The sequence below is a fragment of the Candidatus Pelagibacter sp. HIMB1695 genome, assembly GCF_052047655.1.
Classification (GTDB): Bacteria; Pseudomonadota; Alphaproteobacteria; order Pelagibacterales; family Pelagibacteraceae; genus Pelagibacter.
On sequence record NZ_JBNAJT010000001.1, the window covers coordinates 330,546 to 353,019 of the forward strand.

Below are 22,474 nucleotides of genomic sequence, written 5' to 3' on the forward strand. Positions count from 1 at the left end.
CTGACTTTTTTTAGTATTGTTAAAACAAAAGAACTTTTATAGAACATCTTTTGTACGATATTTGTTCTTATGCTAACAAAAAAACAAAAAAACCTGCTTTTATTTATCAACAAGAAGTTGAGAAGTTCTGGTGTATCTCCTTCTTACGAAGAGATGAAACAATCTCTAAACTTAAAATCAAAGTCAGGTATTCATAGATTGATTAGCGCCTTAGAAGAAAGAGGATTTATTAAAAGATTAGCTCATAAAGCGAGAGCTTTAGAGGTAGTAAAATTACCTGAAACAGCTTCAGCAAATGATATTTACAATAGCTTTTCGCCAAGCGTTATAAAGGGTGGTTTAGACGAAGAAATTAACAATTCTGATGAAATGGAAGTTCCAGTATTAGGAAAAATTGCTGCAGGTACTCCTGTTGAAGCAATACAAAATGAAGTTTCAAGAATACCATTACCAAATAATTTAGAAAAAAATGGAGATTATTTTGGATTGAAAGTTCAAGGTGACTCAATGATTGAAGCTGGAATCCACGAAGGAGACACGGTTATAATTAAAAGAACAGATACAGCAGATAATGGAAAAATTGTAGTCGCATTAATCGATGAACATGAAGCAATGTTAAAAAGAATTCGTAAAAAAGGTAAAGTTGTTGCATTGGAAAGTGCAAATAGAAACTATGAAACTAAAATATTTGGCCCTGATAGAGTAAAAGTTCAGGGTGTTTTAGTATCTTTATATAGAAACTTCTAAAAAAATAGTCTAAATATCTCTGATGTCAAAAGTAGCAACTCGTTTTGCTCCCTCTCCTACTGGGGCTCTTCATATAGGTGGTGTTAGAACTGCCTTGTTTAATTGGTTATATTCAAAAAATCAAAAAGGCACTTTTCATTTAAGAATTGAAGATACTGACAAGGAAAGATCGAAAGAAGAACACAAAATTCAAATAATTAAATCCTTAAATTGGTTAGGGATAAAACATGATGGTGAAGAATATATTCAGTCAACAAAAATTGATGATCATGTAAAAATTGCACATGAATTATTAAAAAATGGGTATGCCTATAAATGTTACTGTTCACCTGAAGAGATAGAAGAGCAAAAAAAAAGAGCTAGACAAAAGAAAATACCTTATATTTACAACAGAAAATGGAGAGATGCAGAAGAAAAAGACGCTCCTAAAGAAATTAAACCTGTAATTAGATTTAAAAGTAAAATTGAAGGAAGTTCAATTCTTAAAGATTTAGTTCAGGGCGAGGTTGAAATCGAAAATAGTACAATTGAAGATTTTGTAATATTAAGAAATGATGGAACACCAACTTATAATTTATCAGCAACTGTAGATGATCATGAAATGGGAATGACGCATATAATTAGGGGTGATGACCATAAAATAAATACCTTTAAACAAATACAAATTTATGAAGCAATGAAATGGGATGTTCCACTGTTTGCCCATATTCCTTTAATTCACACAATAGAGGGTAAAAAATTATCTAAGAGAGATAATGCTTCAACATTGGATGACTATTCAAAAATTGGAATTATGCCTGACGCATTAAGAAATTATTTACTAAGACTAGGATGGTCGTATCAAGACAAAGAAATATTTACTCTAGAGGAAAGTATAAAATTTTTTAACTTAGAAGGTATTGGAAAATCACCATCAAAATTAGATATGAGCCGTATTTTGTCAATGAATGAGTACTATATCAAAAATATTGATGAAAATGATCTGTATGATCATCTTTTGAGATACTGTGAAGAATATAAAGATAAAATTAATACAGAAAAAGCATCGAAAATAAAATCATCTTTAGGATTTTTGAAAAATAAAGCGAAAACACTAGAAGAAATATTTAATAATGCAAAATATATCATTAATGATGAAGTTAATTTTAATGAAAATGATTTAAAACTAATTGACGATAAATCCAAAAAAATAATTAATGAATTTCAAGATGAAATTAAAAACTTAGAAAGTTTAACTAGAGATAATTTAGAGCCAATAGTCAACAACTTGATAAAAAAACATGAAACAAATTTCAAAGGTGTAGGTCAACCTTTAAGAGTGGCTCTAACAGGATCTAAGTTTGGACCAGGTCTATATGACATTGTTATATCTTTAGGTAAAGCAGATGTTGAGAAAAGATTAAGAAAGATACTTAATTAAAATAGAACTTGCCTCACCTGCAGATGAAGTTTTAGACCTGATGCCCTCTAAAGTTTTGGAACACTCACTCACTTGTTTTTTCATCAACTCGGGGTTTTTAAGTAAATAAATAACAGACCTATATATTTCATCTGCATTACATTCTTTTTGAAGTAATTCAGGAATTACCTCACGATTATTAATTATATTTATAATATTTGCAAATTTCACATTAACTAACATTTTAAAAATCATAAAATTAATAAAACTAAGTTTATAAATAATAATTGATGGAACATTAAAATTACAAATTTGCAATGAAACAGTACCAGATTTTGAAACAGCAAAAATGGATTTAGACAAAATTTCGGATTTAATATTTTCTTCAGACACAATATCTATATTGTCAAAGTTATATTTTTTTACATGTTCTAAAATTAAACTTTTGTTTTCTTCGGTTGCATGAATATAAAAAAAATATTCATTATGTTTTTTGTTCATTAATTTAATAAAATTCAATAATATAGGTAGCAAAACATTAGTTTCGGAATTTCTGCTACCAGGAAATATAGATATTATTTTTTTATTTTTAGGTAAAATATTGTCAATAATAGTTTTGTTATTTTGATTTCTTTCTATTAGAGGATGGCCAACAAAAGTATTATTAATATTTTCTTCATCAAAGTATTTTTTTTCAAATTCAAACAGCAAAAGAATGTGATCAATAAATTTTTTAATTTTTTTAACTCTATTCTTTCGCCACACCCATACTTGAGGTGCTACATAATGAATTGTTTTAATGTTGCTGTTTATTTTTTTAACTTTTTCAGCAACTCTCAAGGTAAAATCAGGACTATCTACGCTTAGCAATATATCAGGGTTAAATTTTACTATTTCTTCTACAGTTTTATTTATTTTTGATTTAATTTTAAAAATATTAAGCAATACACTTGTAAATCCTAAATATGTAATTTCTTTTAAATCAAAAATAGATTTGATTCCCAAATTCTTTAGATGAGTACCACCCACTGATAAATACTCGATTTCTGGATATTCTAATTTTAATTTTGAAATTAAAGTTGATGCTAGCTTATCTCCAGATGGTTCGCCTGTTAATACAAAGATTTTTTTCATATCACTTTAATAAAAATTTTATTTTTATTTGCAAAATGAATCGCTTCCTTTTTGTCTAGAAAAATATTCTTTTTAGATTTTAAAACGAGACCCTTTAATCCATATTTTTTAATATCTTTTAAAGTTTGTAAACCAACAGTTGGTAAATCCATTCTTAAATCTTGTTTATTTTTGGGTAATTTTATTAATATACCTTTTGAATTTTTCTTTAACTTTGAAAGCATTTTTTTTGTACCTTGCCTTCCCTCTTTTGCAATTATTTTTTCATCTTTGACAACTAAAGCCTGGATATGATCTAAACTATTAATTTTATTGAAATAATTTTTAGCTTTTTTAATTGAGCTATTATCATTCTTATTAGGCTTGTTTTTTGTATAATTTCCCTTTTTAAGAGATAAATCTGGATTAAAATATATCGAGCTAATAACTTTAATATCTTCATTTGCAAGGATCTTAATTATAGATTTTATAATTGCAGCATCACCAATTTTGGATGCCCTAATTACACTTGGCATATAGTATATACCTTTTAAATCTAATCTAAGAGAAGTAAAATTAGGTTTAGCTATTTTGCCAGCAAATAAAACTTTTTTACAATTTTTATTTTTAATTAAATTTATTATTTTTCCAAATTTTCCAATACTGATTCTGTGAGAGTTTTTATCTTTATGAAATTTATTAGTTTTTGAAAAATCGATAATAAAATATTTTTTTTTTAATTTTTTTATTTTATTTAAAACTATTTCAGAAAAATCTGTATCACCTAAAAATAAACCAATCATTTTATTTAGAAAAGGGAGTGCAAATTGGTCTTTTTTTATCTTTTTCTATAAAATTAACTACTTCTGAAACTAATTTATTTTCTCTTATATCATTTGATAAATTACTTAAATTCTCTGTTAAATTCTCATTCTTAAATATTATTTTGTAAGCTTCACTAAGAGATAATATTTCTTTGTTTGGAATATTCTTCCTTCTTAAACCAATGAGATTTAATCCTTGCAATATACTTCTATTTCCATGTGCTATGCCATATGGTATCACATCTCTTACCACACCACACATGCCACCGATCATTGCATATTTGCCAACTCTGGTAAATTGTTGTACAGCTGAATTACCACCTATTATTGCATTATCATCTACATGAGCATGACCCCCCAATGGAACATTATTTGCTAAAATAACGTTGTTTCCCACTATGCAATCATGCGCTATATGAGAAGACACCATAAACAAACAATTATTACCTATTTTAGTTATTCCTCCACCACCTTCAGTGCCTGGATTAATGGTTACGTACTCTCTTATTTTGTTGTGATTACCTATCTCTAATAATGTTTTTTCACCTTTAAATTTTAAATCTTGGGGATCATTTCCTATAGATGCAAATGGATAAATTTGGTTATTTTTTCCTATGGTGGTATTACCTATTATATTTACATGAGATTGTACTACTGTACCCTCTCCAATTTCCACATCGGGGCCTATTATAGAATAGGGTCCTATTGATACATTTTTAGAGATTTTAGCATTTGAATCAACAATAGCAGTTTTATCTATCATTTATTATCTCTTAAAAATTCTCTAATATTTTTTGCTGGATAACCCATTACTTTTGTATTATCTGGAATATTTCTTATTACACCAGTGCCACCTCCAATTTCTACATTATTACCAACTTTAATATGCCCTGAAATTCCTGCTTGACCACCTATTCTTACGTTTGAACCAATAATTGAGCTACCAGCAATTCCTACTTGACCTGCTATAATAGAATTTTCTCCTATTTTAACATTATGAGCTATGTGTATTTGATTATCTAAAAAAGTGTTTTTTCCAATTATAGTATTAGACATCGATCCTCTATCAATAGTAGAACCACATCCTATTTCACAATTTTCCTCAATGATAACAATACCAACATGTGGATACCTTAAATTTTTAGTTTTATTTGGAAAAAAACCAAAACCATGTTTTCCAATTACACAGTTATCCAAAACTTTTACGTTATTACTAATTAACGAATTTCTTATTATTGTATTTGATCCAATTGAACAGTCATTACCGATAGAAACATGTTTTTCAATTATTGTATTATGGCCTATTTTACAATTTGTTCCTATAGATACATTTTTTCCAATTAATACATTTTTACCGTAAATAACTTTATCTTTAAAATTTGTTTCATTAATATAACTTGTACTATTGTCAAAATCGTCATTTGTAGCATCAGGATAAAACATAGATGTTATCTTTGATACAGATACTAATACATTTTCAACAAGTATAGGAACGCACGAAGTTGGGAGTTCATTTTTTAAAGACTCAGTTGTAATACAAAAAGATGCTTTTGTTTTTGATGCTAATTCTTTATATTTTTTTGAGTGTAAAAATGTAATCTCAGAATTGTTAGAACTAAATAAGTCCTTAATATCTGTAACTTCAACATTAGTGGTCAAAGTCTCGGTTTTAATATTAAGAAAATTTAAAATATCCAAAATTAAAAAAGGACCCTTATTTTTAAAGAAAGGATTAGACATAATTGCTTGTAACAGAGCAATTAAATTGGAGTTATCAATATTTATTGCTATTTATTTCTTATCAACAATTGTAGCTGACCAAATAGCGTCAGCCATCAATTTGTTATCAACGAATGCTCGCCCTTTATACTTCCAAACTCTTCCGTGTGATCTGATTGCTTCTATTTTTAATAATAGCTTGCAATTAGGTACTACTGGATTTCTAAATCGAGCTTTTTCCACTCCCATCAAAAATACTAATTTGTTTATATAAACTGATTGGTCCAAACCATGAGCAGTAAGAGCTGCAGCTGTTTGTCCAAAAGCCTCTACTATAAGAACTCCAGGCATAACAGGTTGGTCAGGAAAATGACCTTGAACAAAAAAACTATCTTTTTTTACATTAACTACTCCAGTAGCAGAAGCAAGTTTTTCAATATCATAAAGTTCATCAATTAGTAACATCGGCTCACGATGTGGCAATAGATTTTGAATATCTTTTTTATTTAGTGATATCATTTCTCTAATTAAACTTTAAATTAATTTCTATCAATAACTTATCTGTTATATCTGAAGTACTTTTTCCAATAAATACATTTTTTTGATCTAAGACTATATCTATTGAATTTTTAGTCATATAATCTTGAATAATGGGGTTAATTTTAGAAAAAAAAATTTCTAATTCTAAGTCCCTTTTTTGCTGAATATTTTTTACCATTTCGTTTTTTTTATTTCGAAATTTATTAATTTTTTCTTTTAAAGAATTTAACTTATTTTCATATTCTTCCTTTGAAATAATATTTTTAATTGCATTGAGTTGTTCTTCATCACTTTTAAGTTCAGTTTCAATTTTTTTTAATTCACTAATATTTTTATTATTTTGACTTTTAATTTCATCTAAAAAAGATTTTCCTAGATTTGTTTCTTGTATTAAAATATCTAAATTAATGAATGCTATATTATCTCTGGCATTAGAATGCTCTACATTTAAAAAAAAAACAAAAATAATTGCAATCAATCTGTTAAATCTAATCATTAGAAAGTAGTTCCAATGTTAAATCTAAATGTTTCTGTAACATCTGTTTCAGCTTTAGAGATAGTTTCTGCAAAAGTAAAATTTAAAGGTCCAACTGGGGTTAACCAATCAAGTCCAATACCGGTAGAACTTCTAATTTTACTATTATCATCAATTGAAGAATCATAGTCAACACCCCAAACATTGCCAGCATCAATAAAGAATAAAAAATCTACACTTTCAGAGTTTTCAAAAAGAAATGGTATTGTCGATGCAAAATTTACTGTTGTAGCATAATTTCCACCTATATAATCACCACCATCTTTTGGTCCAACCTTACCTTTTTCAAAACCTTTCAGTCTTCTAGCTGGTAAAAAAATTCTCTCAGAAAGTTTAACATCATCACCACTAATTGATTCTACAGATTTTAAAAAAAGTGTAAAATTGGATCTATTATTTTCAAATAATTCAGTATAAAATTGATAAGTATAACTATTACTTAAAGTATTCGTGTCACTTATTAAAGGTAAATCTAAAAAGTATGCACTTCTAAATCCATCTGTTGTTTGAAATTTTTGGTTTCGTTTGTCATAGTCAAAATTTAGATTAAGGAAACTATCCCAATAGTTACCTGCTTGTTTTTTTTGTCTTACAGAAGCACTACTATTTGTGGAAATTTTCTCATAATAATTGGATGTACCTATTCCAAATCTTGTGTCATCAAAAAATTCAAATGCTGTTCCAAAATTAAAACCGTATTTATTTGTTTTGTAACCAAAGTCTTTTAAACGATCTGTCTCAGATGCGTCAATTCCAGCATAAGCAGAATTGTTAGAGTTGTAAATGTTGGGGTTGCTAACTGAAAGACTTCCTTTAATACTCTCGCCACTCACATTAAGTGTATTGTCTACTTTAATACCTTTTCCAAGATAATTATTTTCACTAACAGAAAACAAAAAACTTGCTCCGTCTGTACCAAAACCAGCTCCGGCTGCTATTTCACCGGTAGGTTTTTCTTCGACAGATATATTGATAATTTTACTATTTTCAGACTCTCCTTTATTTACTTCAGACTTAACGCTTTTAAAAAAACCAAGGCTTTTAAGATTATTTATTGTTTTGTTTTTTAATATTTCGTTGTAAGGATCTCCTTCATCAACTTCAAATTGATTTCTAATTACATTTTCTCGAGTTATGTTATTTCCAAAAATGTTAATTTTCTCAACAATTAATCTTTCAGATTTTTTAATTTTAAAATTAAGATTGATCTTATTTTCAATTATTGACTCTTCAACCACTGCAGAAATATTTTCAAATTCTTCATCTAAAGTAATTTGATCTATTTCATCAAGTATTAGTTCAATTTTATTTATAGAATAAACTTCATTTTTCAAATCGGCAAATAGATCAAAAATTTTTTTAAAATTATTTTCATCAAAATCGCTTGGAAGACTAATTGTTAATTTATCAAAATAAAATTTATCGTTAGCATTGATATTAAATATTAGTTCAAAAGACTCATTATCAAATATTTTGGCATAAGATGAATTTATTTTAACATTGAAATACCCTTTGTTTAAATAGAAATTAGTCAATAATTTTCTATCAAATTCAATCAAATTTTGATTTAAAAATTTTTTTCCAGAAATAAATTTCCAAAATTTATATTCTTCGCTTGCAATTATATTTTTAAGAATTTTTTCTTTAAATACTTTATTACCTACAAATTTAATTTTTTTAATTTTAGCTTTTTTGCCTAAATTAATTTTGTATATAACATTAACTTTGTTGTCATCAAGTTCTTCTAACAATGCATCCACATCAGAAAAATAGTAACCTAAATTTTGAAGACTTGATTTGATTTTATTTATGTCGTCGTTAAAAAAACTTTTATTATAAGATGATCTCTCCTTAAGTTTTAAATTCTGTGTAATTTCTTTTTTTATTTTTTTAGCTTTAATTCCTTCAAATAAAATTGACTCTATAATAGGAAGCTCCAACACTTTAATGAAAAGTGTGTTATTTGAAAAATTAATATTAACATTTTCAAAAAAATTACTGCTATAAATATTTTTTAAAACATTATTTAAATCTTCAAGCTCAATAACGTCTCCTTGTTTATATTCAGAAAACATTATTATTGTTTCATCAGAAATTCTCTCATTACCTGATATATTAAAATCTTTTAAAATTTCTGAAAAAGACTTGGAAATCATTAAAAAAAATAATGTAAAAGTAATCAAAAACAATTTTGAATATCTAAAGAACATGCTGATTTATACACCTATTGATTTGATTTTTAAACGAACATATCTGTCTAAATTTAAAACATCTGAAACATTCGAAGGTAATTTATTTTTATACTTAAGAAATTCATTAGTTTTAAGTAATAAAATTAATTTTTTTAATATATCTTGATAAGATATTTTTTTTTCTAAATACATTCTAACCAACTCATCATTAGCAGATACTAGTACAGTTTCAAATAAAGACATTTTTGTTGGCAACATATTTAGTATTTTAATTGAAGGAAACTTTTGAATATTAACTTTTGAAAATTCTAAATTATTTAATTTAGACAAATTAATATTTGTTTTTTTGAAATACTTTTCGTTATTCGAATAAATTGAACTAAAAATTGGTATTTCCATCGTAGTTTCATGCGCAATGATTTTTATCATACCATCATTATATTTTATAATTGCATGGATATAGGACTTAGGATGTATAAGAATATCTAAATTTTTTAAATTTATTTTAAAAAAATTTCTTGCTTCAATTAATTCAAAAACTTTATTCATAAGAGTCGATGAATCAATTGTAATTTTATTGCCCATTTTCCAATTAGGATGTTTTAAAACTTCGTTTAATTTAATGTTTTTTATTTGTTTTTTTGTTTTCTTTAATAAGGGACCACCTGATGCGGTTAAGACAATTTTATCTATATTTTTAATATTGTTTTTAATCGAATACCAAATTGAAAAATGCTCAGAATCTACTGGTATAATTTTTGTTTTAAATTTGAGTAATTCTTTACTAATTAGGTTCCAACCACAAATGATTGACTCTTTGTTTGCTACAGCAATTATTTTTGTATATTTTATTATTTTTAAAGTTGGCTCAAGACCCTCAATACCAACAATTGAACTCATTGTGTAATCAATTTTATTTTTAAAAATTTTTTTCAAATAACTAAAATCTCTATAAATTTTGATATTTTTATTTTTATTTAGCTTTTGGAATTTTTTATAGGCAATTTCATTTTTTATTATAACATTCTCGACATTAAAACTTTCTGTTTGTTTTAATAATTCTTTATAATTTGTATTAGCAGTTAGAAGTTTTATCTTAAATTTATCTGGATTTTTTTTAACAATTTTTAATACAGTTTTACCAATTGATCCAGTTGAACCTATAATTGCAATTTTCTTTTTGTTAATCATTATTTAAATATATTTGTTGCAAATAAAAAATAAAATAATGGAAATGCAAAAATCATTCCGTCTATTCTATCTAAAATACCTCCATGACCTGGTATTAATTGTCCAGTATCTTTCATATTTGAAATTCTTTTAAAATAAGAAATAATCAAATCACCTATTTGACTTACAAATGAAATTAAAACAATAATGATAGATATTTCAAGCAATGAAACTTTAGAAAAAAAATTATTAAAAAAATAAAAATAATTTATTGAACAAAAATAACTAATAATAAAGCTACCTAAAACACCTGAATATGTTTTTTGAGGACTAATTTTTGTTAATTTTGGACCTTTAAAAGTTTTTCCAAATATATAACCACCTAGGTCAGTTGATATACAAATTAACAAAACAAAAAACACCAAATTATATTCTCCATAAAATTCGTTTCTTAATTTATATATTGAGAAGAATGATAAAATTAAAAAAATTAAACCAACAAGTTTTATTTGTTTTGTTTTTGCGATATTATTCCATTCGTAAGTTGAAATTACAAAGCAAAATATTAGCAATAAATTGAAATATAAAGAACCTTGTATTATCAAATAAATTAAAATAGGCAGTAGAATGATGGAACTAAAAATTCTTTTAATTAGCTCACTAGACACTATATTCCTCCAAAATTTCTTTTAATTTTTTTATACATATTAAGTATTTTCTTAAAATCCTTAGAATTAAAATCTGGCCATAATTTTTTTTCAAAAAAAATTTCAGTATACGCAAGTTGCCATAGCAAAAAATTACTTAATCTTTTTTTATTTCCTGTTCTTATTAAAATATCTGGGTTTGGTACGTCAAAAGTATAAAGAAATTTTTCAATATTTTTTTCATTTATTCTTTTTTTCATTTTGAAAATTTTTTTAATTGAATTAATTATTTCTTGTTTTGCGCCATAATTTAAAGCAATATTTACCTGAATTAATGTGTTTTTAGATGTTCTTTTTTCAGCACTTTTTAATAAATTTTTAATTTTGATTGAAAAATTTCTATCACCAATAAAATTTAATCTAATATTATTTTTTTCAAAAATTTTTATTTTGGTTACCAGAAACCTTTCTAATAATTTGTATAAATAATTAATTTCTTTTGTTGGTCTTTTCCAGTTTTCTGTAGAAAAAGCAAATAATGTTAAATATTTTATTTTATGCTTGATAGAATCTTTGATTATTAACTCTACAGTTTTAATACCTTCTTTATGACCTTCATTCCTTGATTTTCGATTTTTAATACCCCAACGTCCATTGCCATCCATAATAATGGCTACATGATTTAATGGGTTCATATAGTCATTATTTCTTTTTCTTTTGAAGAAACTTTCTCATCAACAGATTTTATATGATCATCAGTTATTGTTTGAATTATTTTTTCTTTTAATTTTTCATCATCTTCACTAATTTCTTTTTCTTTTAATAATTTTTTAAGATCTTCATTAGCTTCTCTTCTAATATTTCTTATTGATACTTTACATTTTTCACCAATTGACTTGATTAATTTTTTTAATTCAGATCTTCTTTCTTCATTCAGCTCTGGAACAGGGAGTCTTATTAGCTGACCATCAATTTGTGGATTTAAACCCAAATCAGATTTTTTAATTGCCGCATCTAGTAATGGAACATTATTTGCATCCCAAACTTGAATATTAATCATTCTAGGCTCTGGTGTTGTTATACTCCCTATTTGATTAATTGGCATTTGCTGACCATAAACATCTACTTTTACAAGATCTAACATAGCTGAATTAGCTCTACCTGTTCTTAAAGAAGATAATTCTTTTGAGAATACATCTATGGCTTTATCCATTTTTACACCATACGATTTTTCGTCAAACATCTACTCTCCAATTTTAATTCTAAAGTATTCCTTAATTTTTAAATCAGCTATTGAAAGTTCTTTTACAATATCTTGAACTTTTTTCTTAGGTTCCATAACCCAAGCTTGAGTTAAAAGTGCATTTTCCTCCTTGAACTTGTTCATTTTACCTAAGCTAATTTTTTTTGCTATTTCCTCAGGTTTACCAGAATTCTTTAATTCCTCAGCAACAAGTTCTTGTTCTTTATCAATTACTGCTTGGTCAATTAAATTTGACTCAAGTGCCAAAGGATTTGAAGCTGCTATATGCATAGATAATTGTTTACCAAAAGCTTTAACTGTGTCTGATTTATCATTTGTATCAAGAGATACTAATACTGCTAATTTTGCTACATTATCTTTTACTACTGTATGCAAATAATGGTTATTGATACCACTTGAATTTTCAATTGTTTTTGATTTTCCAATTGTGATTTTTTCACCAATTTTTGCAATAAGTGCCACTAAATTGTCATCTACACTTTGCCCATTTTTCATTACAGCTTTTTTTAACTCGTCTTGATTAGAATTATGTTGATTATTTAATTCACTTAATTCTTTAACAAATCTTATAAAGTCATCATTTTTAGCAACAAAATCAGTTTCACAATTTATTTCTATCACAGAAGTTTTATTTTCATCACCTGATACTACAACTACTCCTTCTTTTGCATCTCTAGACATCTTTTTTGAAGCTTTTGAAATACCTTTTACTCTTAAAATTTCAATTGCTTTATCAAGATCACCACCAGACTCTTTGATTGCTAAATTGCAATCTTTGAATCCTGCACCTGTTGCTTCTCTTAATTTTTTTACTTTTTCTATATCACTCATTTTAATTTAACTTTCCTTTATCTTCGTTTGAGAATTTTTTTTCTAATTTTTCTCTATCAATTTCTTGAATTGTTTTGTTTTTATCATCATTATTATCTGCTTTTACTTTTTCTTGTTTAGGATCAGATGATTGGATTGAACTTTTTGCATTATTAATCGTTTCTTTAATTAAGTTACAATAAAGATCTATTGCTCTTCTTGCATCATCATTTCCAGGTATTGGATAATCAATATTATCTGGATTAGAATTACTATCCAAAATAGCAATTATAGGAATACCTAATTTTGATGACTCAGCTATAGCTAATGACTCATAATTAGTATCAATTACAAAAACTAGTTCTGGAACTTTTTTCATTTCTGCAATTCCACCCAATGATCTTTGAAGTTTGTCTTTTTTAACGCTCATCTTAAGAAGTTCTTTTTTAGTAAAACCTCTATTTTCAGCAGCTAAATCAATTTCTAATTTTTTTAATTTTTTTATTGAATTAGATATTGTTCCCCAATTAGTTAGCATTCCTCCTAACCATCTGTAGTTTACAAAGTACTGATCTGTTTCTTTTGCAACTTCTGCAATAGCTTCTGATGCTTGTTTTTTAGTTGAAACAAATAAAATTTTTCCATTATTTGCTATTGTATTATAGACTTTTTCTAAAGCTACTTTAGTTAACTCAAGTGTTTGGGTTAAATCTATAATGTGAATTGAATCTCTTTTTCCAAAAATGTAATTTTTCATTTTTGGATTCCATCTCAAAGTTTTATGTCCAAGATGAACACCAGCTTCTAATAATTGTTGAATTGTAACGTTAGGTATTTTCATATTTATTCCCGGTTAAGCCACCACAGTAATTTCCAATTAAGGACCGGAGGTATAAAACCAACAACTGTGTGCGTGTTAATTTAAAATTAGGATCTATTTACAAATATTTGTTAAAATTGACAAGTTTTATTTAATTAATTTCTGCTTGAATTTGTTGTTTTCTTAGAAGATTTAAAGATTTTCTATCAAGATTCATTGATTTTTTTAATTGAAAATTTAAAATTTTATCTTTTGTTAAAAGGTTAAATTTTACTTGGGTTTTGCCGTCTTGATTTAAAAATTTTGATATCTTTTGGATTTGTTCTATAGATTCAATATTAAATGATATTTCTTTAATTGGACTATTAAATAAATCTTTTAAAGAAGCTATTTTTTGAACATTAATTCTTTTAAAACGGTTTTCATCATTAGAAATATTCTTAACCAAGGTCAAAATTAATGAGTTACCTTCTTTTAGGATTTCTCTATTTAATTCTAACAAATCTGAAAAAATAAATATTTCAAATACACTATTTAAATCTGTTAACTTTAAAACAGCATATGCATTTCCTTTTGCAGTTTTTCTTTCTTGAACCTTTAGCAATGTTGCAGCTACATTAACATTTTCTGAATTATCATCTGATATAAATTTTGAGTAATCATTAATTTTATAATCTTTGAATATTTCTGTGAATTGATTTAATGGATGATCAGATATAAAAAATCCTATTGCTTCAAATTCTTTTGATAATCTTTCTTCGAATTTCCAATCTTCTATATTGTTTATAATATCCTCTTCTTCAATATTGTCAGAAAACAAATCAATTTGGTTGGTTAATTTATTTTCAGAAATATTTTTATTTTTTAAAATTAAATTTGGTATTGAATTAAAGATTGCTTGTCTATTTGAGTTTAAATTATCAAATGCTCCAGCTTTTACTAATCCTTCTAATTGTAATTTATTGATATCTTTTGGATTGACTCTATTTACAAAGTCATTAATAGACTTAAATTTTCCATTTAGCTCTCTCTCTTCAACGATATTAGAAATTGCCTCATAACCTACAGCTTTAATTCCACCTAATGCATAATAAAATTTTCCATCAATAGTCCTAAAGTCTGCAAAGCACTCATTTATGTCAGGTCTGATTGTTTCAACATCAAGTCTTTTTAATTCTTCATAAAACTCACTTAATTTATTTTGATTAGAAATATCCATAGACATTGATGCAGCAATAAATTCTTTAGGATAATAAGTTTTTAAATATGCAGTTTGATAAGAAATTATTGCATAAGCAGCAGCGTGACTTTTGTTAAAACCATATTCTGCAAAAGGTTCGATTTTTAAAAATATTCCAGCTGCAACATCTTTAGCAATTCCATTTTTAACTGCCCCAGCAATAAAACCTTGTTTTTGTCTCTCTAACTCTGCTCTCTTCTTTTTACCCATTGCTCTTCTCAAAAGATCAGCTTGTCCTGCAGTAAATCCAGATAATTTTTGAGCAATCTGCATTACTTGCTCTTGATAAATAATTACTCCATATGTAGGTTTTAAAATATCTTCCAGTAATGGGTGTAAATAATCTGGTTTTTGCTTTCCATGTTTGCAATCATTGTAAGTTGGTATGTTGCTCATTGGGCCTGGTCTATATAATGCCACCAATGCAATAATATCTTCAATATGATTTGGCTTCATATGTATTAAAGCTTCTCTCATTCCAGCACTTTCAATTTGAAACAAACCTACAGTTTTACCAGATGATAATAGATCAAAAACTTTTTGATCATCAAAATCTATTTCTTCAATGTTAAATTTTTTATCTTTTTTTCTAATTAATTTTTGAGTATTATTTATTACTGTAAGTGTCTTTAATCCTAAAAAATCAAATTTTATTAAACCAGCATTTTCAGCTGAATACATATCAAACTGTGTTGAGGGTAAAAGCAAATCTGCAGAAGTATCTTTATATAAAGGTACTACTTCCGTTAATTTTTTATCTGCAATCACTACACCTGCAGCATGAGTAGCAACATTTCTATTTAGACCTTCTAATTTCAATGATAGCTCTGTTAATTTTTTAACTCTGGAATCCTCATTGATGAGCTTTTGTAATCTTGGCTCCCCAGCTATACATTGGGTTAAGTTTTGAGGTCTAGAAGGATCAAAAGGTATCATTTTTGATATACTGTCTATAAATCCATAGGGTAATCCCATAACTCTACCAACGTCTCTAATCACCATCCTTGCTTTAAGTTTACCAAAAGTAATTATATGAGCGACACTATCTTTGTATTTTTTTGTTAAGTATTCAAAAACAAGATCTCTTTTATCCTCACAAAAATCTATATCAAAATCAGGCATAGAAATTCGGTCTGGATTTAAAAATCTCTCAAAAATTAAATTAAACTTAATTGGATCAACATCAGTAATTGATATACACCAAGCAACCAATGACCCAGCACCTGAACCTCTACCAGGACCAACTGGTATATCATTTTCTTTAGCCCATTTTATATAATCAGATACAATTAAAAAATAACTCGAATATTTCATTTTAATAATTATTGAAAGTTCATGATCTAATCTTTCTTTATAAAGAAGAAAATTTTTATCATTTTTAAGTTCGCTATCTTTAACATTAAAAAATTTTAAAAATTTATCTCGCAGTCCTTCTAAAGAATATTTAGTTAAAAGATCATCTGCATTACCATCTTTATCAGTACTAATGTTTGGCAATATAGGATTAGAGAATAATGGTCTAAAATTACATCTTAAAGGAAAGTTATAATTGTTTTCTAATGCCTCTGGTATATCAGCAAATAACTCTGTCATTTCAGAGTTAGTTTTTAAATAATGTTGATCGCTTAATTTTAATCTATTTTTTTCATTAATATAGGTTTTGTTACCAATACAAATCAAAGCATCATGTGCTTCATGCATATCTTTTGATAAATAAAAAACTTCATTAGTAGCAATTATTGGTATTTCTAATTCTACAGATTTTTTTAGATTAAATTTTTCAAACCCATTTTCATTAGTGTCGTTGTGTCGTTGAATTTCTAAATAAAACCTATCTCCAAAAACTTCTTTAATTTTTGAATAAATTTCATTTATTTCTGTAAATTTTCCTTTATCAAATAATTTTCCAAAAAGACCTAAAACTGTACCTGAAAAAACTGAAACACCATCAGAACTTTTTAATAATTCATCAAAATTTACATGAGGGTCACTTAATTCATCATTTTCTAAATATGAATTCGAGGACAATTCAATAATATTTTTATAACCTGTTTCATTCAAGGCAAATAAAGGTAATAATCCAGTTGTATCATTTAGTTTAAAATTAATTTGAGTACCGATAATTGGCTGTGTTCCTGATTTAGAAATTTTTTCTGCAAATTCTAAAGCTCCACATAAATTAGAAGTGTCACTTATACCTAAAGATTTAATTTTGTTTGATTTACAATATTCTTGTAAATCATCAATCTTGGCTGCGCCTTCACATATAGAATATTGTGTATGGACTTTTAAATGATTAAAGTTTTGATTTAATGACTCAGACATTAGATGATTTTATAATACCATCTCTCATCTCCAATAGGCAATCTGCCTTATTAGCAAAAAATCTATTGTGAGTTGCAAATATTATTAATCTATCTGATTTTTTTTGATTATATAAAAGTTTGAAAACTTCTTTTGCTGTATTCATATCCAAACTACCTGTTGGTTCATCTGCCAAGATTATTTCGGGATCATTTACGATAGCTCTTGCTATAGCTACTCTTTGAGCCTCACCACCTGAAAGTTGTGAAGGAAAGTGATTTGATCTATTTGAAAGACCAATTTTTTTTAATAATTTTTTAGCCTTTGTACTTGCTAATTCTTTGTTATTATTATTAGCAAGTGACGCTAAATAAATATTTTCTAAAGCAGTAAAATCAGAAAGAAGATTGTTTTGTTGATAAACAATACCTATTTTTTTTGACCTAAAAATATCATTTTCTTCTGTATCATTAAAATTAATTTGATTTTGATTAAAAATAATTTGACCTGATGAAGGTCTGTCTATTAAAGAAATTAAATTTAACAAAGTTGATTTTCCTGAACCAGATGGGCCCATGAGCGAATAGATTTTACCTTTTTCAAAATTTTGCGACAAACCTTTTAAGACTTTAATCTTTTTTTCAGTCTCAAAGTTTTTAGATATACTTTTTAATTCTAAATACTTACTCATATTTTAAAGATTTGATTGGATCTAATCTAGCTGCTTTAAAAGCTGGAAAAATCGATACTAAAATAGTTATAATTATTGAACAAACTGAAATTATAATAATTGATGCCAGATTAATTTCAGAAGGCATTTTGCTTAAAAAATATATTTCTTCAGGAAATAAACTTATATTGAAAACTGAGCTTAAAAATTGTCTAAAATTTTCAATATAAATAGAAAAAGTTACACCTAAAAAAATACCAAAAATTGTTGCAGAAGTACCTATTATTACTCCAACTAAAAAAAATATTTTAATTATTGATTTATTTAATACCCCAATAGATTTTAAGATAGCAATATCTCTTGTTTTGTTTTTTACTAAAATAGTTAATCCCGAAATAATATTAAATGCAGCAACAATTATTATTAGTGACAAGATAATAAACATAACATTCCTTTCAACTTTAAGAGCTGAAAATAATGAACTATTTGTATCTGCCCAACTAAAGACAAACTCATCATCAAAAACTTGTTTTACTATTAATTTTTGAGACTCGATATTATTTGGATTTTTCAAATAAATTTCCAAATTTCTTTCGTTGGGATCGTATCCAAAGAACTCTTCTAAAACATTAAGTTCAATAAATGCAATATTGTTATCAAATTCTGCTAAACCACTATTAAAAATTGAATTAACAATAAAAGTTTTTTGTTTCGGCATACTACCAATTATTGTTTGAACACCAGACGGTGACATTAAAGTCAATTCATCTCCTATTTCAAGATTTAGAGAAAAACTTAGTTCGCTTCCAATTGATATAAAATTTTCATCAAATAGACGTAAGTCCCCTTTTAATTTTTCATTTGTTAGTACTTGTAAATTTAAAAGATCATTATGTTTATAGCCTCTTAACACAATTCCTTTAGTATTATTATTTTTAAGAATAATAGCCTCTCCTGAATTACTAAAAATAATATTTTTAGAGATTGACTTTAGTTTATTATTTATTTTATCTTCATCTATTGAATTTGAATAAGGTTTAACAGTAACGTGTGAATTAAATCCTACAATTTTATTGATTAATTCAGTTCTAAAACCATTCATTACTGACATAACGATAATAAGAACAGCAACACCTAGACTTATTCCAATGAAGGAAAATATTGAAATGACATTTAAAAAGCCATCTTTTTTTCTAGCTTTTAAAAATCTTAAAGTAATTTCTTTTTCTAAAGTAGAAATCAAATTGAATTTTTTTGTTTATTTATAATTTCTATAATTTTGCTTAAAGGTAAGTTTTGAGTTTCACCACCTGTTTCTTTGAACTCTAATAAATCACCTTCACTTTTCTTTCCAATGATAATTTGGTACGGAGCCCCAATTAAATTCATTTTTTTGATTTTGGATGAAAAATTTTCATCAGTGTCATCAATAATAGCATCAATATTATTTTTTAATAACTCACTGTTAATATTATTGGCCTTATCTAGTGCTGAATTATCATTTTTATTTATCATCGGTATTAAAGCAATATCATATGGAGCAACAGACAATGGCCATTTCATGATTTCATTTTTTTCATCATATTTTGCCTCTATTATGGCCCCAACTAACCTTGATACACCAATTCCATAAGAACCCATTTTAACAAAATCTTTTTTTCCACCTGGTAAATCTACTGATGCATTCATAGGTTTTGAATATTTGTCACCAAAATAAAATATGTGGCCTACCTCAATTCCTTTTGTGATTAATTGATTTTCCTTTGAAACTATTTTTTCAAATTCATCTTTGTTAAACTTTTCATCTGTCACAGCATAAAATTGCTCATATTTTTTTCTCATTTCTTCTAACGAAGATTTTTCTAATTGAGTATCATCACTATTTAAGTCAAAAATTCTTTTATCAGTAAAAATTTTACTTTCTCCCGTGTCTGCTAGGATAATAAATTCATGAGATAAATTTCCTCCAATTGGGCCTGTGTCAGCAGCCATAGGTATTGCAGTTAGATCTAATCTTTTAAAAGTTTTTAAATATGAAAGAAAAAATTTATTATAAGAAAAAAAGGCTTCTTCATCTGATACATCGAATGAGTAGGCATCTTTCATATAAAACTCTCTCCCCCTCATTATTCCAAATCTAGGTCTTATTTCGTCTCTAAATTTCCATTGTATGTGGTACATAAGTTGGGGTAATGATTTATAAGATTTAATTGAAGATCTAAAAATTTCTGTAACTTGCTCTTCATTCGTAGGTCCATAAAGCATTTCTCTATTTTGACGATCAGTTATTCTAAGCATCTCCTCACCATAATCATCATATCGACCACTTTCTTTCCATATCTCACTAGATTGAATTGTTGGCATTAATATTTCTTGAGCTCCAATCTTATTTTGCTCTTCTCTAACAATTTGTTCTATTTTTTTCATTACCTTAAAGCCTAAAGGTAACCATGAGTATATTCCTGCAGAAGCTTGCTTTATCATACCAACTCTCAACATTAATTGATGAGATTTAATTTTTGCTTCAGAAGGATTATTTTTTAATATAGGAATAAATGAATTTGATAAAAGCATCTTAACTAATCATATTTCTTAAATTTAAATATTCAAATTTTATTAGTAAATAAATAGTGATAAAAATTACAGTTGTTATACCAGTGCAATACAAGAATTTTTTCAACATTTTTGGGTTTTCAGGTGATCCTGGATCTTCACCATCAATTTTTACTGTTTTTGCTCTGTTTACATCAATAGGAAGTATAGCAAAGAAGACTATCCACCATATAATTACAAAGATAATTGCTAAACCAGTTACACTCATTAAATTCTGACTAAGTTAATATTAGTGAAAGGTTTTTTGCCCGTTCTTTCCTTAGAAAATTTCCTACAGGCAATTTTCAATGCATCAATTAAATTATGCTCTTGTTGCTTGCTTCCAATTTTAAATGTCCTAGATGTTTTTTCTATTTCTTCTTCTAGTCCATAAACAAATTCTTCTCTATCATCTACAGGCAAACCACGAAAAGAAAGCACAGGATTGTTATGAATATTTCCTTTAGGTGTTATCATTAAAGTTACTTCAAGATATCCATTTGCACTCAAATTTTTTCTATCTTTTATTGACTGTGAGTCTGGATCAACACTTACATTGCCATCTAAATATAATCGACCACTTGGAGCTTTGTCATAAACTTCAGGCTGATTACCAGGATATAACTTAACTATATCACCGTTTTCTACTTGTACAGGATATGGAACTTGCATTTCTTTTGCAAAATTTATGTGTTCTATCATGTGCCTATGTTCACCATGTACAGGTATTACACATTTAGGTTTAACCCATTGATACATTTCTTTTAAATCTTCTCTATTTGGATGACCAGAAACATGAACAAATTCAGTTTCTTCAGATATCACTTCTATGCCATCTTTAACAAGTTGGTTGTGCAATTTATAAAGTTTTTTTTCATTTCCAGGTATAATTTTTGATGAAAATATCACAGCATCACCTTTTTCAATAAAAACATCAGGGTGTACATAACTAGAAATTCTCATCATGGCTCCCATTGGTTCTCCTTGGCTACCTGTGCAAAGATAAACTATTTTTTCTCTTGAGAAATTTTTAGCTTCACGAGGGTCAATTGGTTCAATTGTATTTTTTAAATATCCACATTGACGTGCAGCTTTGTAAATACGATGCATCGATCTTCCAACTAATGAAATTTGTCTTCCTGTTTGCTCAGCACAATAAAATGCTGTCTCCATTCTTGCTACATTAGATGCAAATGAAGTAATTATAATTCTCTTTTTCAATCTCGACATTACATTTAACATATTTTTTCTGACATCAAGTTCAGATCCAGACTTGCCTGCACTAAAAACATTAGTAGAGTCACAGATCATTGCTAATACTCCTTCATCACCAATTTCTTTTAATCTCTTCTCATTTATATTTGCACCAATAAGTGGATTGGGATCTACTTTCCAATCTCCTGTATGTAAAATTACACCAGCTGGAGTTTTTATTCTTAAGCCATTAGGTTCTAAAATTGAATGAGTTAAAGTTATATATTCAATTTCAAATGGATCTAATGAAACAGTTCCATTTAATTCAACAATTTGTAAATCATTAGTAATATCTATTTGTTTTTCTCGAAACTTCTCTCTAATCAAAACTGCTGTAAATGGAGTAGCAAATATTTTACATCTTAATTTTGGCCATAAATGTGCGATTGCTCCAATGTGATCCTCATGTGCATGAGTTAAAACTATACCCAGCAAGTTATCTTTTCTTTCAACAATAAATCCAGGATCAGGATAAATTAAATCAACACCTGGTATAGTGTCATCTGCAAAAGTTACACCAATGTCGACCATTATCCATTTATGATCGCTTGGCTGGCCGTAACCAAACAAATTCATGTTCATACCAATCTCACCAGATCCACCTAGTGGACAAAATAACAACTCATCTTTCATA

The 22,474-nt window shown here is 26.9% G+C and carries 21 protein-coding genes; 2 read left to right on the forward strand and 19 right to left on the reverse strand.

The window, feature by feature from the left end; genetic code table 11:
• Positions 1–69 precede the first annotated feature (69 nt).
• Both lexA and gltX read left to right on the forward strand, forming a co-directional pair.
• Positions 70–747, forward strand: a complete 678-nt coding sequence (gene lexA / locus ACTTAX_RS01875) for a transcriptional repressor LexA (RefSeq protein ID WP_262589277.1) — start codon at positions 70–72, stop codon at positions 745–747.
• A gap of 22 nt (positions 748–769) precedes the next feature.
• Positions 770–2,167 carry a glutamate--tRNA ligase gene (gene gltX, locus ACTTAX_RS01880; RefSeq protein WP_440692404.1) on the forward strand — a complete coding sequence of 466 codons (1,398 nt, stop codon included), beginning with the start codon at positions 770–772 and terminating at the stop codon, positions 2,165–2,167.
• Here gltX and lpxB read toward each other — a convergent pair.
• The 19 genes from lpxB to ACTTAX_RS01975 form a co-directional block, all read right to left on the reverse strand.
• Entirely contained in the window at positions 2,147–3,280 is a 1,134-nt protein-coding gene (gene lpxB / locus ACTTAX_RS01885) for a lipid-A-disaccharide synthase (RefSeq protein ID WP_440692406.1), read from the reverse strand. The genes gltX and lpxB overlap by 21 nt on opposite strands.
• Complete coding sequence (lpxI, locus tag ACTTAX_RS01890) at positions 3,277–4,062, reverse strand: UDP-2,3-diacylglucosamine diphosphatase LpxI domain-containing protein (protein ID WP_440692408.1); 786 nt, start codon at positions 4,060–4,062, stop codon at positions 3,277–3,279. Before lpxI ends, lpxB begins: the two co-directional genes overlap by 4 nt.
• Before the next feature lies 1 nt (position 4,063).
• Complete coding sequence (lpxA, locus tag ACTTAX_RS01895) at positions 4,064–4,846, reverse strand: acyl-ACP--UDP-N-acetylglucosamine O-acyltransferase (protein ID WP_440692410.1); 783 nt, start codon at positions 4,844–4,846, stop codon at positions 4,064–4,066.
• Positions 4,843–5,823 (reverse strand): UDP-3-O-(3-hydroxymyristoyl)glucosamine N-acyltransferase, encoded by a 981-nt coding sequence (lpxD, locus tag ACTTAX_RS01900; RefSeq protein ID WP_440692411.1) that lies wholly within the window; start codon positions 5,821–5,823, stop codon positions 4,843–4,845. The genes lpxA and lpxD overlap by 4 nt, the downstream gene beginning before the upstream one ends.
• A gap of 51 nt (positions 5,824–5,874) precedes the next feature.
• On the reverse strand, positions 5,875–6,321 hold the full coding sequence (gene fabZ / locus ACTTAX_RS01905; RefSeq protein ID WP_440692413.1) for a 3-hydroxyacyl-ACP dehydratase FabZ: 447 nt from the start codon (positions 6,319–6,321) through the stop codon (positions 5,875–5,877).
• A gap of 4 nt (positions 6,322–6,325) precedes the next feature.
• A complete protein-coding gene (locus ACTTAX_RS01910) occupies positions 6,326–6,838 on the reverse strand; it encodes an OmpH family outer membrane protein (RefSeq protein ID WP_440692414.1) in 513 nt (170 codons plus the stop codon).
• The gene (bamA, locus tag ACTTAX_RS01915) at positions 6,838–9,087 is read right to left on the reverse strand and encodes an outer membrane protein assembly factor BamA (RefSeq protein ID WP_440692416.1); all 2,250 of its coding nucleotides are present in this window, start codon (positions 9,085–9,087) and stop codon (positions 6,838–6,840) included. The genes ACTTAX_RS01910 and bamA overlap by 1 nt, the downstream gene beginning before the upstream one ends.
• 6 nt (positions 9,088–9,093) lie before the next feature.
• A complete protein-coding gene (locus ACTTAX_RS01920; RefSeq protein ID WP_440692418.1) occupies positions 9,094–10,260 on the reverse strand; it encodes an NmrA family NAD(P)-binding protein in 1,167 nt (388 codons plus the stop codon).
• Complete coding sequence (locus ACTTAX_RS01925; RefSeq protein ID WP_440692420.1) at positions 10,260–10,907, reverse strand: phosphatidate cytidylyltransferase; 648 nt, start codon at positions 10,905–10,907, stop codon at positions 10,260–10,262. Before ACTTAX_RS01925 ends, ACTTAX_RS01920 begins: the two co-directional genes overlap by 1 nt.
• The gene (gene uppS / locus ACTTAX_RS01930; protein ID WP_440692422.1) at positions 10,907–11,581 is read right to left on the reverse strand and encodes a polyprenyl diphosphate synthase; all 675 of its coding nucleotides are present in this window, start codon (positions 11,579–11,581) and stop codon (positions 10,907–10,909) included. The genes ACTTAX_RS01925 and uppS overlap by 1 nt, the downstream gene beginning before the upstream one ends.
• Positions 11,578–12,129, reverse strand: coding sequence for a ribosome recycling factor (gene frr, locus ACTTAX_RS01935; protein ID WP_440692424.1), 552 nt, complete (start codon positions 12,127–12,129; stop codon positions 11,578–11,580). Before frr ends, uppS begins: the two co-directional genes overlap by 4 nt.
• Positions 12,130–12,981 carry a translation elongation factor Ts gene (gene tsf, locus ACTTAX_RS01940; protein ID WP_440692426.1) on the reverse strand — a complete coding sequence of 284 codons (852 nt, stop codon included), beginning with the start codon at positions 12,979–12,981 and terminating at the stop codon, positions 12,130–12,132.
• 1 nt (position 12,982) lies between these two features.
• A complete protein-coding gene (rpsB, locus tag ACTTAX_RS01945) occupies positions 12,983–13,801 on the reverse strand; it encodes a 30S ribosomal protein S2 (protein WP_440692428.1) in 819 nt (272 codons plus the stop codon).
• A 130-nt stretch (positions 13,802–13,931) separates the two neighbouring features.
• The gene (gene dnaE, locus ACTTAX_RS01950) at positions 13,932–17,345 is read right to left on the reverse strand and encodes a DNA polymerase III subunit alpha (RefSeq protein ID WP_440692430.1); all 3,414 of its coding nucleotides are present in this window, start codon (positions 17,343–17,345) and stop codon (positions 13,932–13,934) included.
• On the reverse strand, positions 17,338–18,015 hold the full coding sequence (locus ACTTAX_RS01955; protein ID WP_440692432.1) for an ABC transporter ATP-binding protein: 678 nt from the start codon (positions 18,013–18,015) through the stop codon (positions 17,338–17,340). Before ACTTAX_RS01955 ends, dnaE begins: the two co-directional genes overlap by 8 nt.
• Positions 18,008–19,237, reverse strand: coding sequence for a lipoprotein-releasing ABC transporter permease subunit (locus tag ACTTAX_RS01960; protein ID WP_440692434.1), 1,230 nt, complete (start codon positions 19,235–19,237; stop codon positions 18,008–18,010). The genes ACTTAX_RS01955 and ACTTAX_RS01960 overlap by 8 nt, the downstream gene beginning before the upstream one ends.
• Positions 19,234–20,568, reverse strand: a complete 1,335-nt coding sequence (proS, locus tag ACTTAX_RS01965; protein WP_440692436.1) for a proline--tRNA ligase — start codon at positions 20,566–20,568, stop codon at positions 19,234–19,236. Before proS ends, ACTTAX_RS01960 begins: the two co-directional genes overlap by 4 nt.
• Before the next feature lies 1 nt (position 20,569).
• Complete coding sequence (locus ACTTAX_RS01970; protein WP_440692438.1) at positions 20,570–20,815, reverse strand: DUF1467 family protein; 246 nt, start codon at positions 20,813–20,815, stop codon at positions 20,570–20,572.
• A complete protein-coding gene (locus ACTTAX_RS01975) occupies positions 20,815–22,473 on the reverse strand; it encodes a ribonuclease J (RefSeq protein ID WP_440692440.1) in 1,659 nt (552 codons plus the stop codon). Before ACTTAX_RS01975 ends, ACTTAX_RS01970 begins: the two co-directional genes overlap by 1 nt.
• Position 22,474: the final 1 nt, after the last annotated feature.

Bases quoted from the DNA above. Each gene is read 5' to 3' on its own strand.
- lexA (WP_262589277.1), top strand. From the start codon at position 70: ATGCTAACAAAAAAACAAAAAAACCTGCTTTTATTTATCAACAAGAAG.
- gltX (WP_440692404.1), top strand. From the start codon at position 770: ATGTCAAAAGTAGCAACTCGTTTTGCTCCCTCTCCTACTGGGGCTCTT.
- lpxB (WP_440692406.1), bottom strand. From the start codon at position 3,280: ATGAAAAAAATCTTTGTATTAACAGGCGAACCATCTGGAGATAAGCTA.
- lpxI (WP_440692408.1), bottom strand. From the start codon at position 4,062: ATGATTGGTTTATTTTTAGGTGATACAGATTTTTCTGAAATAGTTTTA.
- lpxA (WP_440692410.1), bottom strand. From the start codon at position 4,846: ATGATAGATAAAACTGCTATTGTTGATTCAAATGCTAAAATCTCTAAA.
- lpxD (WP_440692411.1), bottom strand. From the start codon at position 5,823: ATGTCTAATCCTTTCTTTAAAAATAAGGGTCCTTTTTTAATTTTGGAT.
- fabZ (WP_440692413.1), bottom strand. From the start codon at position 6,321: ATGATATCACTAAATAAAAAAGATATTCAAAATCTATTGCCACATCGT.
- ACTTAX_RS01910 (WP_440692414.1), bottom strand. From the start codon at position 6,838: ATGATTAGATTTAACAGATTGATTGCAATTATTTTTGTTTTTTTTTTA.
- bamA (WP_440692416.1), bottom strand. From the start codon at position 9,087: ATGTTCTTTAGATATTCAAAATTGTTTTTGATTACTTTTACATTATTT.
- ACTTAX_RS01920 (WP_440692418.1), bottom strand. From the start codon at position 10,260: ATGATTAACAAAAAGAAAATTGCAATTATAGGTTCAACTGGATCAATT.
- uppS (WP_440692422.1), bottom strand. From the start codon at position 11,581: ATGAACCCATTAAATCATGTAGCCATTATTATGGATGGCAATGGACGT.
- frr (WP_440692424.1), bottom strand. From the start codon at position 12,129: ATGTTTGACGAAAAATCGTATGGTGTAAAAATGGATAAAGCCATAGAT.
- tsf (WP_440692426.1), bottom strand. From the start codon at position 12,981: ATGAGTGATATAGAAAAAGTAAAAAAATTAAGAGAAGCAACAGGTGCA.
- rpsB (WP_440692428.1), bottom strand. From the start codon at position 13,801: ATGAAAATACCTAACGTTACAATTCAACAATTATTAGAAGCTGGTGTT.
- dnaE (WP_440692430.1), bottom strand. From the start codon at position 17,345: ATGTCTGAGTCATTAAATCAAAACTTTAATCATTTAAAAGTCCATACA.
- ACTTAX_RS01955 (WP_440692432.1), bottom strand. From the start codon at position 18,015: ATGAGTAAGTATTTAGAATTAAAAAGTATATCTAAAAACTTTGAGACT.
- proS (WP_440692436.1), bottom strand. From the start codon at position 20,568: ATGCTTTTATCAAATTCATTTATTCCTATATTAAAAAATAATCCTTCT.
- ACTTAX_RS01970 (WP_440692438.1), bottom strand. From the start codon at position 20,815: ATGAGTGTAACTGGTTTAGCAATTATCTTTGTAATTATATGGTGGATA.
- ACTTAX_RS01975 (WP_440692440.1), bottom strand. From the start codon at position 22,473: ATGAAAGATGAGTTGTTATTTTGTCCACTAGGTGGATCTGGTGAGATT.